This window comes from Phyllobacterium sp. A18/5-2, from assembly GCF_025452215.1.
GTDB lineage: Bacteria > Pseudomonadota > Alphaproteobacteria > Rhizobiales > Rhizobiaceae > Phyllobacterium > Phyllobacterium sophorae.
In genome coordinates this window covers 1,108,130-1,122,518 of record NZ_CP104966.1, presented here as the reverse complement: position 1 = coordinate 1,122,518, position 14,389 = coordinate 1,108,130, and the positions used below count along the sequence as shown (strand labels likewise).

Below are 14,389 nucleotides of genomic sequence, written 5' to 3'. Positions count from 1 at the left end.
ATCACGCAAAAAGCCCATGCAGATACCAACGCGGGTTTGGGTTGCCCCGCTCATGCAATCCTTCACGGAACACCCAGAAGCGCTTTCCAGTATTGTCCTCAAGCCGGTAATAATCCCTTGTCAGTGCACCGGCATGTTCGCGCCACCATTCCGGAGCGATGCGCTCCGGCCCTTCGGCGAGAACAATGGTGTGCCGGACCCGGCGCCAGACAAACTGCGCTGGTGCCGCGTCGGGGAGTTCAAAGATTGCATCGATCCGCTCGGGTGGCTCAAATAGCCTGATGGGACGCTCCGGTGGGTTTGCCAAGTGATGATCCGCCAGCCATTCGAGCGGTGAGTTCTGTTTTGCCTTTACAGCGGGTTCAAGCGAAACGGCGCGTTCGGGAATGTGCGTGTCGACAGGAACAGCGCGAAGAACACGGGCGTTGCCAAGCCGTATGGATAGCCGGTCGACAAGGGTGTTGATTTCTTCTGTTTCCTGCGCCCGGTTGTCGAGACTTTTTTGAATGGCTTGACTTCGCTCGGTCCGAACTGCGGCAAGCCGGAGAATGTCAAAACCATAACCGGCATCGAGCGGATCGCTGAGTGTGGAGAGTCGCTCCTTCAGCAATCGCAGGAGGGTCTTCGTCCCGGTTATGGGACGTCCGGTCTGAATGCTGATACGGCGCACGTTACCGTCGGCGCGGAAGAAACTTGCTTCGACCTCGCGTGCTCCTTCGACTCGCTGCTGCAGACACCGGAAGAGTTCCTCGCTCAAGGAAAGAAGTATCTGTTCGACGGCATCCATGACGATAAGCGGTTCTGCCAGACGCCGCTCAACCATACAAAACGGTACGATACGACGGGGGAGATTGGTTCGCTGGCCCTGCCGAACAGTGCATCGAGACGATTCACCAGTCGTGCGCCGAAGCGAGCAGTGAGAGCAGCACGCGGTAGAATCACCACATCACCCACACTTCGCAAGCCCGCGCGTTTGAGTCCTGCCAGATGACTTTCCTCAATCTCGAGGCTGTGAAGCGGCAAGGCGAATAATCCAGGCTCTTGATCATTCTCGCTGAAAATGCCGCCTGGCGAATAACGGGCGAGTGCTCTTGCTGCTGCCGCGCTGGTAGCAAGCGCGCTGCGAACAATCATGCCACGCTGATGAAGCCGCTTGTGCATATCCTTTAAAAGAGAAATTTCATCACCAAAAAGATGGATACAGCCGGTCATGTCGAGAATGATGCCATGCGGCTCATCAATCGCGACAAGGGGAGTATAGCGATCGCACCAGTCGGCAATGCTATCCAGAAGCGCTGCATCCTTGCGGGGCGAAGCAAAGGCGATATCCAGGTGCTCAAATTGCGCGCGCGCATCGGTCAGAGCCATGCCCTTGTAGAGACCTGCCTTGGAGGCTCTTTCATCGACAGCGGTCAGCCGCAGTGTGTTGGCGAGTTTGTCCACCACGATCAGGTGCTGGTCAGTATGGCCGCGCCCAGGATTTTCGCGTTTGAGGCGGTCGGTGGGCAGATGTGGAAACCACAGTGCCAGAAACCGGTTGGATCTGTCTGAAAACATGATCATCACTCTCCCATTGCAGGGTCCAATGGCCTGTCATGCCTTGCCGGTTACGAATGAGTGTGGCGTCGAATGCCGGATATCCCGGTGCATTGGCGCCACTCGATTGTGAGGGCGCGGCGCGGATCAGCCAGCGCGTGATCGCTGCATTTTCACTTGGGCTGGCGCCGAGCCGCAGAAGAAAGGCGGGAACATCTGTCTGCTGCGCTGTCAGCAGCAATTTTCGTGATGCAGTAAGATCCAGGCACTTCGGATTGCTCCATGGGGCAATGATGACGGCGCCAGTGCCACGAATGCCGAGACTGTCCGAGGCGGTTTTCAAAACATCCTGCGGTGATGCGCAACGCACGATGATGAGACGCCGCGGATCAAGGCCGATATTCTGCAAACCAGGTGCGTAGGGGAAACCATGTTCCTGTGCGGTAAAATCTTCTTCAACCCATACAATGGGGCTTTGATCAGCGGAGGCGCGCAGGGCAAGGGCAATAACAAATCCCGTTGCAGCGCCAGCATCGCCCGCTTCATCAGCAAAGATTTCATGCACGGCGCCGCGCTGCAGGCCATCACGGAAGACGTGGTCAATGGCATCGTTTCCGAAATCAAAGGCGGAGCGATGCGCCGCTAGCACATTCTGCTCACTGAGAGACGCAATGTCGCGCCTCAACGCCGCAAGATCGACGGTTGTCACCACGGTATCCCTTTAATGTTCATGATATGTTCTATTATGGGATCCAATGGAGGTAAGAGTCAAGCATACTCAAGGCTCAAACTTTTAGCGGTTGATGCGGGTGGAGAGGATAATCGACGACATGGTGCGCTCGACCCCTTCCAGTGCGCCGATCTCATCAAGCAATTTGTCTAATTCCTGGATGGATGGCGCTTCGACGATGACGATCATGTCGAACTGGCCACTGATCGAATGCAAGGTCCGGACCCAGGCGATTTTCCGCAAAGCCGCTTCAACCTTGGTTGCCAATTTCGGCAAGGCGGTCACCAGTACATGTGCCTTGACCAGGTTCTGTTCATACTCCGGCGATAGCTGAACGCTATATCCCCGGATCATGCCACGTTTTTCCAGCCGCTCGATTCGGCTTTGCACGGTAGTACGCGACAGGCCAAGTTTGCGCGCAAGGTCTGCTGTCGACGCTCTGGCGTTCTCGCGAAGCAGGGAAAGCAGGGAATGATCGGCTTCCGTCAGCATTGTGACAAGTCCATTCGGCATATTAGTTAAATTTAGGGCGTTATATCGTCAGTCTATATGCTTCATTTCGCCGAAACAATCTGCGAATTTCATATAAGTTTTATTTCCAGAGGAATCACATGAAAGAGATCGTTGTTGTAGGGGCAGGAAAAATCGGCGGGACGATTGCCAATCTTCTTGCGAACACCGGAGATTACCACGTCACCGTCGTGGACCGGGCACAAAGTCAGCTCGAGGCGCTTGAAATTTCTTCTGTTGTTGCGACAAGACAGGTCGAAATCGCAGAAGCTGGCGCGCTTGAACAGGTTCTCGACGGCAAGTTTGCCGTGCTCAGTGCTGCGCCTTTTCATCTGACCACCCGTATCGCCGAAGCAGCCGCCAAGTCCGGCGTGCACTATCTCGATCTAACCGAAGATGTGGCGAGCACACGAATTGTCAAGCAGCTTTCGGCTACGGCAAAGACTGCCTTCATTCCCCAGTGCGGTCTCGCGCCAGGTTTCATCTCGATCGTCGCCAACGATCTGGCCAAGCGCTTCGATACGCTCGAAAGCGTCCGCATGCGCGTCGGCGCACTGCCGCAATATCCATCGAATGCACTCAACTACAATCTGACCTGGTCGACGGACGGCGTCATCAACGAATATTGCGAGCCCTGCGAAGCCATCGTCGACGGGGAATTGACCGAAGTGCCGCCGCTGGAGGAACGCGAGGAATTCTCGCTCGACGGCGTGACCTATGAGGCATTCAATACGTCCGGCGGCCTTGGAACATTGTGCGAAACATTGCTCGGCAAGGTGCGCACGCTCAACTATCGCACTATCCGCTATCCAGGCCATGCCGCCATCATGAAAGCCCTACTGAACGATCTTGGCCTGCGTGACCGCCGCGATGTGTTCAAGGATATTCTGGAAAACGCTTTGCCATCGACCTTGCAGGACGTTGTCGTGATTTTTGTTACGGTCAGTGGCCGCAAGAAGGGCCGCCTGCTGCAGGAAACCTATGCGAACAAGGTCTATAGCGGCCATATTGGCGCGCAACTCTATAGCGGCATCCAGATCACCACTGCATCGGCCATCTGTGCCGTGCTCGACATGCTGGCAAAGGGCGACCTGCCGCAGCAGGGCTTCATCAAGCAGGAAGATATCGCCCTCGACGCGTTCCTTGCCAATCGCTTTGGTAAAGCCTACGCCCAGGCAGAATCAGCAGGACGTCTCGTCGCCTGACAATCGGCCGAAATGACCAATCGCCACCGCTTCTGCGGTGGCGATTTATTATGTTTTGAATAGAAACTTAGACCCATTCGCCCTTGCGCATTACCGGAACCGGCGAACCGTCCTTGTTGATGCCATCGACGTCGATTTCCCCGGAGCCAATCATCCAGTCGATGTGAATGAGGCTCCTGTTGCCGCCGCGCGCCGCGACTTCACCGGGCGAAAGCTTGCCACCATTGATGAAGCACTTCGAATAGCACTGGCCGAGCGCGATATGACTGGCTGCGTTCTCATCGAACAATGTGTTGAAGAACAAGAGACCCGAGGCCGAAATCGGCGACGAATGCGGGACAAGCGCAACTTCCCCGAGACGCCGAGCACCTTCATCCGTGCCGAGGACCTTGTTGAACACTTCCTCACCGCGCGTCGCCTTTGCCTCGACGATCTTGCCGTCCTCGAAACGCACCTTGATGTTCTCTATCAATGTGCCCTGGTGCGAGAGCGGCTTGGTGCTGGACACATGGCCATCGACGCGCAGAGCGTGCGGCGTCGTAAAAACTTCTTCGGTCGGGATGTTCGGGTTGCAGGTGATACCGTTCTTGGCGACGGAAGCGCCGCCGTGCCATTCATGTTCATCCGCAAGGCCGACGGTGAGATCCGTACCTGGCCCCGTGAAATGCAGGGCCGAGAATGTCCGTGCGTTCAACCATTCTGTCCGCTTGCGCAAGGCTGCATTGTGCTCTTGCCAAGCGCTAACCGGATCGTCGATATCCACACGCGAGGCAGCAAAGATCGCGTCGGCCAGCATGGTGACAGCAACTTCCGGTTCCTGATCGGGAAACACCTGCTTCGCCCAGGATGGATTCGGATACGAAACGATATTCCAGTTGATGTCAAAACCGGCGATTTTCTCTAGCGCAGGTTGATAGGCTTTCGACTGCGCCTTGTTGGCGCGAGAAACCTTTTCGGGGTCCTCCGAAGCAAGCAGCATCGGATTGTCGCCAGCAACGGCGAGGCGGGCCGTATTAGCGGAGAAAGCCTTGGCCATACCCTCGTAGAGCCAGCCGGCGGAGCGGTCGAAACTGTCATCAGGCGCGTTGCGATAGCGCATGACGGTTGCTTCTTCATCACTGTACAGGGAGGTCACGAGGCCCGCGCCGGCTTTGTAGGCGTGTTCTGTGATCCGGCGCACCAGCGGCAGTGCCGCAAGCGGGGCGGTGACGAGAAGATCTTGTCCAGGTTGCAGCTGCAGGCCAATCTTGACCGCTACCTCTGCAAGGCGATCGAGTTTGACGGGATCGACGGAGGGGATTCGTGGGGATGAAGTCATTGGAAAATCCATGCTGGTCAATGAAACGATGGCGCAGCATAGAGCCGGACCATCGGCCATATCAAGCCGATGGTCCGGATATTCATTCGATCAGTCCTCGTGAATAAGGCTGTGATCGCGTGTGTCGCGCATACGGACATAAACGATAAGCGACAGTCCGATCATGATCGTTACGTACCAGAAGAACCAGCTCTCATGGCCGACCTGTTTGAATTTCAGCGCTACCCATTCGGCGGTGCCTCCGAAGATCGTATTGGCTAGGGCGTAAGGAAGTGCAACTCCGAGCGCACGGATGTGAGCCGGAAAGAGCTCGGCCTTTACCACTGCGTTAATCGATGTGTAGCCTGTGACGATCAGGAGACCTGCGAGCGACAAGGCAAAGGCCACGTAGGGGCTCGTCGTCGTCGCAAGCGTCGAGAAGATGAGATAGGTGAACAGAACGCCCAGAATGCCGAGATCCTACCATCAGCGGTTTGCGGCCGATCCGGTCGGACAGGGCGCCCGCCAGTGGCTGGCACAGCATAAAGATCAGAAGTGCCAGCGCGGTTATTTCGCTCGCCGATTCCTTGCTGAAGCCGGACGTGTTCACCAGAAACTTCTGGAGATAGGTCGTATAGGCATAAAACGCCAATGTGCCGCCCGATGTCAGCGCCAGTACCGTGAAGGCCTCCTTGGGATAGTGCCTGAACAGAGCAAAACCGCTGGATTTTGGCTTGTCATCACCTTTGGTATTGTGAAAGGACTGGGTTTCGGCCAGCCCGCGACGGATATAGAAAACCGCGATCGCCAGGAAACCGCCAATGGCGAAAGGAATACGCCAGCCCCATTCGCCCAATTGCTCGGGGGTGAGGATGCGCTGCAGGACGAGAAGCACCGCAAGGGCGATTAGCTGGCCGGAAATCAGTGTCACGTACTGGAAACTCGAATAAAAACCGCGGCGATTCTTACCGGCCATTTCGCTGAGGTACGTTGCGCTCGCGCCATATTCGCCGCCGACGCTGATGCCCTGCAGAAGCCGGGCGAAAACCAGGGCCGCGGGCGCAAGCAGACCGATCGAATTGTAGCCGGGAGTGACGGCGATCAGCAGCGAGCCAAGGCACATCAGCGTTACAGAAAGCGTGAGGCCCGCCTTGCGACCCTTGCGATCGGCATAGATGCCCATGAACCAGGCGCCGATCGGGCGCATGAGAAAGCCAACAGCGAAAACGGCCGCAGCGCTCAAGAGTTCGGCTGTCTGGTTGCCAGAGGGGAAAAAGACGGGGGCGAAATAAAGCGTGAAGGCGGCGTAGACATACCAGTCATACCATTCCACCAGATTGCCGGCGGAACCGCCGATAATTGATTTCAATCTGGTTCTCGTGTCGGGCGCGGCGGCGACTGACACTGAGGTGGCTATATCGGTCATAAAAAACTCCAGTCTGAAGCTATCGGCTGGCCAATGTGAGGCTTGCAGCAGCGTGATGGGGCAGGCCTTGAACGGGGCCTTCCTGAAGGTGACAGGGACTACTAGGTCAGCCTGAACACGATTTCAATGCGTGTCGCGAGCGACAAATTTGGCGGGTTCATTCCTGACCCTCGTCACGTCGCTTGAGGAAATCAGCGAATTCGCTTTGATAATCGGGATGCCAGCGCGACAGAGGAGGGCGATTCTGGATGATATCCTTGGCTGCCCAAAGAATACGCCGTTCGTCAAGATCGCGGGCAACATCATTGTCGGGACAGAGGATGTAGAAATCTCCGGCCGACACATGGTCCAGCATGAAATCGACAGTTTCTTCCGGGGTCCAGGCGCCCGCGGGCTTCTCAGTGCGATCACCAGCGGTCAGCGGTGTATAAACGAAGCCCGGAATGAAAAGATGGGCCGTTACGTGACAATTTTTGGTGTTGCGTAACTCGTGCTGCAGGGCTTCAGTAAAGGTTTTCACTCCGGCCTTCGAGACATTGTAAGCAGGATCGCCGGGTGGGGTCGTGATACCCTGTTTGGAGCCAGTGTTGATAATGAGCCCAGGCTTTTGCCGGAGAATCATTTTCGGGCCGAACACCTGACTGCCGCGGATGATACCAAACAGGTTTACGTCGATAATCCGCGTCCAGCCGTCCGGGTTGAAGATGCTGCTGCCTGGCTGAATGCCAGCGTTGTTCATCAGAATGTCAACATCGCCAAATTCTTGCTCGATCGTCTGCTGCAGGTGCTGCAGATGGTCGACGTTCGTTACATCCGTCGCGACGGCGATGACGTTTTCCGGATCGGTCTGCTTAGCGACCGCCGCCTTGGCCCCGTCGAGTTTGTCGCCGCCAAGATCAGCTATCGCGACCTTCAACCCCATGGCTGCAAAGCGCTTGGCTGCGGCAAGGCCAATACCGGATGCGCCTCCGGTGATGACCGCGACATTGGATGGGGAAAAGGCGGGGTGCATCTTAGGGTTCATCCTCTGTTTGCCGTAGTGTTTGGGAGAGTCTCGTCAAGCTATCAAACGACGGGAGGGAGCCTCAGCCGAAATTCGGAACACGCACATAATGGGCGAGAGGCGTCACCTGTTCCCTCATATCGCGATTTTCGGTTTTCTTAACGGCCAATGCTTCCTTCTGGCGGCGGGCTTCAAGAATTTCCTTTTCGGAGCTTTCCCCCATACACAGTGCTTGCAACAGGACCATGAGCGCCGTTTCGGCGATGCCAGAGCGATTTTCATTGAGGGCAATGTCAAGAATTACCCGGCGAAAATCCGTGTGCTGCACTGGTGTCAACGTTGCATAACGTTCTCTGCGGGTATTCTCCGCTTCAATGAGGGCATAAAGCTTCTCGCGAAGATCAGAACCGACGTTCTCGTACTGGGCGGCAATATTGGGTGCGGCCGCGGCGAGTTTTTGCTTCTGCCGTTCGCGGTGCCGCCTCTGCCTCTCTGCGTTGCTGAGTGCCATATCTGCTTGTCTGCGCCGTAACGAATGCGAGATCACTTTACCTCATCGTGATAGGGATGCGTACCGTAACCGGCAATATTATGGTCACGTTACACACAATCTGTTCGGCGGCGAATTGGGTGTGGCCGTTACGTAACCAAGACGCAGACCACTGCAACGCGAGCCAAAAGTAAGCTGAAACAAATTGTTAGGACAATTCCCGGTATCGTCGGGCGAGATCAACCGCTAGGTGAGTCGTCGCCGGACTGGGAAGAAAACGAGCATGTTCGAACCTGAATCCCCAATACCATGCCAGATTATAGTGTTCCCCCTGACAAAGAGGGCAGCCAAGATTCGCGATGTCGCGGCAAAGATCATGGACAAGACAACTGACCGGCAAGCGGAGGCCTACCGCAACCAGGCCGCCGGATCTTTATTCAGGCATTTGGCCAAGATCGGCGTGCCCGAAGATGAGCAGGATGAGCAGGTCGGAGCCTTCTTTACCGCAGTCGAACTGGAGCTTTCACGCCTATACGACCTGAACGACACCGCCGAGGAAACTTCAAGCTACTAGGGCAGAAGAAGCCCGCCACCCAAGTGCCGGGCTTTCGCTCGTAAATCTCGGAACTATCGCACGGCGATCACGTCGCCCGTGCGGCGATCGATGTCCACACGTATATCATCGCCTCGGCGATCTATGCCTTCCACGACAAATCTCGATCTCGTCCGTCTAACGTCGTCTACGTCACGAAGACCTTCGCTCCTTGCAATGCGAACAGCTTCACGTTCGCTAATTTCAGGGGCACGCCGATAGACACGTTCCTGGTAAGGTTCCCGCAGCCGCACACCATCAGGTCCGATCTCGATGGATTGCGCAAATGCCTGCGGCGCGGAAGTTACGGCGACCAGAGCAGTTGCTCCAATGATCAGCAGTTTTTTCAACATGACTATTTTCCTTATCCAAATTCGAATGTTCCGCCCATTCAATTTACTCAACGTTCAATATGCCGACGGGTTCCGCGGAACCCGTCGGCCGCTTCTAAAAGCTGTCTGCATCCGGCTTTTTTAAGGCAGGAACATTTGCGCCGTCGGGGGTCACCCGTTCCTGAGTGAACAGAGAGGATGTCAGGGATGACAGCCTTTACAACGTTCATAACCGCAATTTCCGCTGTCGCGCTTACGGCCGATTCGTTGCTCGCGGCCTGCCCGGAAATCGCAGGTTCCGTCAAGAAAGAGGTGCAAAAGAGCCTTTCCAATGACCCATGCGCCAGTGAAGAGTTGTACTAATGGCGATATGAAGTGGCGCTTCTTCCATGACGGCTTGCGGTTGTCATGGAATCGTGAATGATCGTCTGCAGCGTAGGAATGTGTTTTTGTGACGCTCAGTAAGGGGGGCGGATCATTGAACAAGCGTATCGCCCCCAATCTCAGGGTCGTTCTGATCGGTGGCTCGTCAAATATTGGAAAATCCGCGTTGGCGCAGGCGCTCGCAGAGAAACTTGGCTGGAGGTGTGTTTCAACCGACAGTCTAGCCAGGCACCCAGGGAGGCCATGGCGGAAGACGACCGGTAAAGTTTCAGACCACGACGCGGAACATTACCTGAGCTTGAAGGCCAATGAACTTCTGGAATCCGTCATCCTGCATCACCGTAAGATGTCCCCAGTTATCGCAGAATTTGTACGGTCGACCGTAAAGGATGAAGGTTCGCGAAAATTAGTGCTCGAAGGATCGGCCCTATGGCCCTTCATTACAAGCGGTCACCACATGAAAGAAGTGGGGGCCGTCTGGCTCACGGCCGGCCCTGAGACCTTGCGATCCCGGATTTACGAAGGAAGTGGATTCACCACCGCGAGCGAACAAAGCCGCGCAATGATCTCCAGATTCCTCGAACGCACGCTGTTGTTCGATCAAAAGACGTTGCAGCTCGTTATCGAGGGCGGCTGCACGGTCCTGGATGTCGACAAGTACAAAACGACCGAAGAATTGGTGGCCGCGACTATCGATGGCCTAAAAGCACCTCCACCGCGCTGAGGCACGGCGCAATCCTGAAGCAGGCTTTTGCTGATTAAGAAGCGGCGGGCAGGCTGCGTTTCATCGCTTTGCCAGATCACGAATTCAACCGGTTACATTTGAGCGGAAACTCTTCCGTTAGTCACGCATGCCCAAACAACGGTCATTGTGCTGACTATTTAATCACCCGGTTTTGGAGCGCCGGAAAGCCCATGACTCTGTTGGCCGTTCTCGCATCGGAGAATTATTGTGCGCCACGCTTCCTCCAGGTTCGGAATTCGATCCCGGGCCCCATTTGAGGCTTTCGAGGCAGCATTTTGACCGTTTGTACGAAAAAAACCAGGTTCGCGTCGACGTCGGATGCAGAATCGCGCCGTTTTCCAAGGCAATTGGCATAATAAATGCTTCTCTCCAAATTGGCCGTCGCCTTGATCATCAAAAATATGGAAGGTTTGAAATGACAAAATACAAGCTCGAGTACATTTGGCTTGATGGGTACACTCCGGTGCCAAATCTTCGCGGAAAAACCCAAATTAAGGAATTCGACAGTTTTCCCCTGCTTGAGCAACTTCCGTTGTGGGGATTTGACGGAAGCTCCACAATGCAGGCCGAGGGTAGAAGCTCAGACTGCGTCTTGAAACCTGTCGCGGTTTACCCGGACAGTGAACGCAAGAATGGTGTCCTGGTGATGTGCGAAGTCATGATGCCGGACGGCAAGACTCCGCATCCATCGAACAAGCGTGCAACTATTCTTGACGATGATGGCGCTTGGTTCGGCTTCGAACAGGAATATTTCTTCTACAAGAATGGTCGCCCGCTGGGCTTTCCAGACGCCGGCTATCCTGCTCCGCAGGGCCCCTACTACACGGGTGTTGGCTATAGCAATGTAGGTGACGTTGCCCGCAAGATCGTGGAAGAACATCTGGACATCTGTCTCGCCGCCGGAATCAATCACGAGGGCATCAATGCCGAAGTGGCAAAGGGGCAATGGGAATTCCAGATTTTCGGCAAGGGCTCCAGGAAGGCCGCTGACGAAATGTGGATCGCGCGCTATCTGATGCAGCGCCTGACGGAAAAATACGGCATAGACGTTGAATATCACTGCAAGCCGCTCGGAGATACTGATTGGAACGGCTCCGGTATGCATGCCAATTTCTCCACCGCCTACATGCGTGAGACGGGTGGCAAGGAATACTTCGAGGCGCTTATGAGCGCTTTTGAAGCGGCACGAGCCGATCATATTGCGGTCTATGGACCAGACAACCATTTGCGCCTGACCGGCAAGCACGAAACCCAATCGATTCACACCTTCAGCTACGGTGTTGCTGACCGTGGTGCATCGATCCGCGTTCCGCACAGTTTCGTAAATAGCGGTTATCGCGGCTATCTCGAAGACCGTCGTCCGAATTCGCAGGGTGACCCTTACCAGATCGCTTCGCAGATTTTGAAAACGATTGCGTCCGTCCCGACGGAAAGCAGGGTTTCGGTCGCCGCTTAGGCATACCCAGCCAGCCGACGGAGCCGGAATCCACGTTTTCCGGCTCTGATGCGCTCAAGCAGGAAGCACTACGCCGCAATCTGCCGGACAAAATGATCAGATTCGATTGCGACAATGCGTTCCTGCGGGATTGCGGAGAGGCGGCGGACTTCCTCGACCGTTGCGTTCTTCAATTGCGCCTTCGGATCGTCGAAGCGAATTTCCGGATCCGGTACTGCTGACAGAAGCAGGCGCGTATAGGGATGCTGCGGGTTGTCGATCACCTTGTTGACGTTGCCCCATTCGACAATCTGGCCGGCATACATGACGATGATGTCTTCGGCGACATAGCGGGCCGTTGCGATGTCGTGGGTGATGTACAGCAGCGCGAGCTTCATATCCCGCTTCATCTCGTTGAGAAGGTTGAGCACGCCCAGCCGAACCGATACGTCCAGCATGGATGTCGGCTCGTCGGCCACGATGACCTCGGCGCCGACGGCCAGCGTTCGCGCAATATTCACCCGCTGGCGTTGCCCTCCAGAGAGTTCGTGCGGGTGCTTCAGGGCGACGAGCGCCGGGTCGAGCTTGACTCTTGTCAGCAGTTCCGCGGCGCCTTCGTCGATCTGGCGTCCTTTCAGATCGCGCCGGTGCAGTTGCAACGCGCGGCACAGGTGATAGGCGATCGTGTGTGCCGGATTGAGCGAAGAGAATGGATCCTGGAAGATCATCTGCACGGAACGCCGGTATGCCGCAAGCGCCCGGGCGTCACCGGTTTCCACCGGCTTGCCCTTGAACAACAGCCGCCCCTCGCTCGGCGTATATTCCCGCATGACGAGACGCGCGCAGGTTGTCTTGCCGCTTCCCGATTCTCCGACCAGCGCCAATGTACGGCCGGGATGCAGCGCAAACGACACCGACTGCGCTGCCTTTACCGCGAAAGGGGCACGGCCAAAGGTTTTTGAAACGCGGTCGAGCGCCAGTATGGCATTGCACGGATCAGTCATGTGGCTGCGATCTCCGTCACTCTGGCCCCGTGCAATGACGGGAACGAGGCCCACAGCTTCCTTGTGTAGTTGTGTTGCGGTGCGCCGTAGATTTTCTGCGCGGTATTCTGTTCGACCAGCTTGCCTGCCAGCATGATGCCGATGCGATCGCAAACCTGAACCATCAGGCCGAGGTCGTGGGTGATGAACAGCACCGAGAAACCGAAGGTCTTCCGCAGCTCGTTGATGCGCTGGAGAATTTCGCGCTGGACGACGACGTCGAGCGCCGTCGTGGGCTCATCCATCACGACAATCTTGGGATTGAGCGCGAGACAGATCGCGATCACGATGCGCTGGCGCATGCCGCCCGAGAACTGATGCGGATAGTCCCGCATGCGGTCTGGCTGGATGTCGACGAGACGGAGCATCTCGGCTGTCCGTTCCCGCGCCTGCTTGCGGTTCATCCCCTGATGCGTGTGCAGCACGTCGTAGAACTGCGCTTCGATGCGCAGCACCGGATTGAGCGAATTCATGGCGCTCTGGAATACCATGGCCACTTCGCGCCAGCGAAAGTGGCGCAGCTCCCGCGGATCGAGATCGAGTACGTCGCGGCCCTCCAGCAGGATCCGGCCGCTCCGGATCAAAGCCGGAGGTCTGTGCAGGCGGCTGATGGCAAAGGCGATCGTGCTCTTGCCGCAACCGGATCTCGCCGGCAAGACCGAAAATCTCGCCGTGGGCGACGTCGAAACTCACGTCATCGACCGCGCGAAGATCGGTTGTTTCGCCGATGTAGTCGATGGTCAGATTTCTTATGGAAAGCAATGGCTGGGTCACAGGCGGCCTTCTCCCGAGCGGATCAATGCGGTCCAGCGGTTCAGACGATTGCCTGTCCGCAGGCGCGGATTGGCAATCTCGTCAACCGCGAAATTCAGCAGCGAAAGCCCGACACCCAGAAGGGCGAGGGCAAAGCACGGGGTGAGAATATCCCACCATGCGCCGACCGACAGGGCCGATGCCTTTTGTGCATTGTAGAGCATCATGCCCCAGGACACGGTTTTTGGATCGCCGAGGCCGAGGAATTCCAGCGTTGCCTCGGTAATGATGGCAAAGATCACGCTGCCGATGAAATTGATGCCGACGATGGAAATGAGATTGGGAAAGATTTCGAAGGTCATGATGCGCCAGCGCGGCTCGCCCATCATTTCCGCTGACTTGACGAAGTCCTTGTGCTTGACCGAGAGGGTTTCGGCACGAGTGACGCGCGCGCCCCAGGCCCATGAAGTAAAGCCAAGGATGATGGCGATGACCAGCGGGCTGGCCTGTCCGATGAAAGCGGCAAGAACCAGGAGCAGGGGCAGGTTCGGCACAACCAGCACCATGTTCGTGAAGAAACTGATCACTTCATCGGTCTTGCCGCCGCGATAACCGGCAATAATGCCAAGCGCCGTGCCAAGCGCCGTTATCAGCAGTCCCGCCCCGAACCCAACGGCAAGCGACGTGCGCGCTCCATGGATGAGGCGCGAGAAGACGTCCTGGCCGATGCGGGTGGTCCCGAGCCAATGGTCCGCCGATGGCGGCTTGTGGGGCCGGCCAACGCGGGCTGCCGGATTGTATTCGGTCAGAAGTGGCGCTGCGAGTGCGATCAGGACGATGATCGCAATGATGATCATGCCAATGAGGGCCTTGCGATTGCGGACGAGACCGGAGAGAAGAACACGCAT

13 protein-coding genes and 3 pseudogenes are annotated in these 14,389 nt (G+C 56.4%); 5 read left to right on the top strand and 11 right to left on the bottom strand.

Annotation, left to right across the window (positions count from 1 at the left end):
* Position 1: 1 nt before the first annotated feature.
* The 3 genes and pseudogenes from N8E89_RS05625 to N8E89_RS05615 form a co-directional block, all read right to left on the bottom strand.
* Positions 2 to 1,446, bottom strand: a pseudogene (locus N8E89_RS05625) (Y-family DNA polymerase).
* Between the two features lie 13 nt (positions 1,447 to 1,459).
* Positions 1,460 to 2,245 carry an ImuA family protein gene (locus N8E89_RS05620; RefSeq protein WP_113172297.1) on the bottom strand — a complete coding sequence of 262 codons (786 nt, stop codon included), beginning with the start codon at positions 2,243 to 2,245 and terminating at the stop codon, positions 1,460 to 1,462.
* An 84-nt stretch (positions 2,246 to 2,329) separates the two neighbouring features.
* Positions 2,330 to 2,758: an Lrp/AsnC family transcriptional regulator gene (locus tag N8E89_RS05615; RefSeq protein ID WP_106662585.1), complete on the bottom strand. Its 429-nt coding sequence runs from the start codon at positions 2,756 to 2,758 to the stop codon at positions 2,330 to 2,332.
* Positions 2,759 to 2,877: 119 nt separating this feature from the next.
* Between N8E89_RS05615 and N8E89_RS05610 the strand changes: the two genes are divergently transcribed.
* Positions 2,878 to 3,981 (top strand): saccharopine dehydrogenase family protein, encoded by a 1,104-nt coding sequence (locus N8E89_RS05610; RefSeq protein ID WP_106662006.1) that lies wholly within the window; start codon positions 2,878 to 2,880, stop codon positions 3,979 to 3,981.
* 67 nt (positions 3,982 to 4,048) lie between these two features.
* On the opposite strand, the gene N8E89_RS05605 is transcribed toward N8E89_RS05610, so the two are convergent.
* The 4 genes and pseudogenes from N8E89_RS05605 to N8E89_RS05590 form a co-directional block, all read right to left on the bottom strand.
* Positions 4,049 to 5,299, bottom strand: a complete 1,251-nt coding sequence (locus tag N8E89_RS05605) for an aminopeptidase (RefSeq protein WP_262261371.1) — start codon at positions 5,297 to 5,299, stop codon at positions 4,049 to 4,051.
* 90 nt (positions 5,300 to 5,389) lie between these two features.
* A pseudogene (locus N8E89_RS05600) lies at positions 5,390 to 6,704 on the bottom strand (MFS transporter).
* A gap of 157 nt (positions 6,705 to 6,861) precedes the next feature.
* Positions 6,862 to 7,728 carry an SDR family NAD(P)-dependent oxidoreductase gene (locus tag N8E89_RS05595; RefSeq protein ID WP_262261369.1) on the bottom strand — a complete coding sequence of 289 codons (867 nt, stop codon included), beginning with the start codon at positions 7,726 to 7,728 and terminating at the stop codon, positions 6,862 to 6,864.
* Positions 7,729 to 7,789: 61 nt separating this feature from the next.
* The gene (locus tag N8E89_RS05590; protein ID WP_113172300.1) at positions 7,790 to 8,218 is read right to left on the bottom strand and encodes a hypothetical protein; all 429 of its coding nucleotides are present in this window, start codon (positions 8,216 to 8,218) and stop codon (positions 7,790 to 7,792) included.
* Between the two features lie 262 nt (positions 8,219 to 8,480).
* On the opposite strand from N8E89_RS05590, the gene N8E89_RS05585 reads away from it, so the two are divergent.
* Positions 8,481 to 8,771 carry a DUF6074 family protein gene (locus N8E89_RS05585; RefSeq protein ID WP_262261368.1) on the top strand — a complete coding sequence of 97 codons (291 nt, stop codon included), beginning with the start codon at positions 8,481 to 8,483 and terminating at the stop codon, positions 8,769 to 8,771.
* Between the two features lie 53 nt (positions 8,772 to 8,824).
* On the opposite strand, the gene N8E89_RS05580 is transcribed toward N8E89_RS05585, so the two are convergent.
* Positions 8,825 to 9,142 (bottom strand): PepSY domain-containing protein, encoded by a 318-nt coding sequence (locus tag N8E89_RS05580; protein ID WP_106662002.1) that lies wholly within the window; start codon positions 9,140 to 9,142, stop codon positions 8,825 to 8,827.
* A gap of 186 nt (positions 9,143 to 9,328) precedes the next feature.
* Here N8E89_RS05580 and N8E89_RS05575 point away from each other — a divergent pair, with 186 nt between their 5' ends.
* The 3 genes from N8E89_RS05575 (at position 9,329) to N8E89_RS05565 (ending at position 11,706) form a co-directional block, all read left to right on the top strand.
* Positions 9,329 to 9,484: a hypothetical protein gene (locus tag N8E89_RS05575; RefSeq protein ID WP_162739711.1), complete on the top strand. Its 156-nt coding sequence runs from the start codon at positions 9,329 to 9,331 to the stop codon at positions 9,482 to 9,484.
* A gap of 115 nt (positions 9,485 to 9,599) precedes the next feature.
* Positions 9,600 to 10,229: a P-loop NTPase family protein gene (locus tag N8E89_RS05570; RefSeq protein ID WP_262261366.1), complete on the top strand. Its 630-nt coding sequence runs from the start codon at positions 9,600 to 9,602 to the stop codon at positions 10,227 to 10,229.
* Between the two features lie 436 nt (positions 10,230 to 10,665).
* Positions 10,666 to 11,706 carry a glutamine synthetase beta-grasp domain-containing protein gene (locus N8E89_RS05565; RefSeq protein ID WP_106662583.1) on the top strand — a complete coding sequence of 347 codons (1,041 nt, stop codon included), beginning with the start codon at positions 10,666 to 10,668 and terminating at the stop codon, positions 11,704 to 11,706.
* Positions 11,707 to 11,774: 68 nt separating this feature from the next.
* Here the strand turns inward: N8E89_RS05565 and N8E89_RS05560 are convergent, their stop codons facing one another.
* The 3 genes and pseudogenes from N8E89_RS05560 to N8E89_RS05550 all read right to left on the bottom strand — a co-directional run bounded on the left by N8E89_RS05560 (position 11,775) and on the right by N8E89_RS05550 (position 14,389).
* Positions 11,775 to 12,689, bottom strand: coding sequence for an ABC transporter ATP-binding protein (locus tag N8E89_RS05560; protein ID WP_262261365.1), 915 nt, complete (start codon positions 12,687 to 12,689; stop codon positions 11,775 to 11,777).
* A pseudogene (locus N8E89_RS05555) lies at positions 12,686 to 13,502 on the bottom strand (ABC transporter ATP-binding protein). Before N8E89_RS05555 ends, N8E89_RS05560 begins: the two are co-directional and overlap by 4 nt.
* A complete protein-coding gene (locus N8E89_RS05550) occupies positions 13,499 to 14,389 on the bottom strand; it encodes an ABC transporter permease (RefSeq protein ID WP_262261364.1) in 891 nt (296 codons plus the stop codon). The pseudogene N8E89_RS05555 and the gene N8E89_RS05550 overlap by 4 nt, the downstream one beginning before the upstream one ends.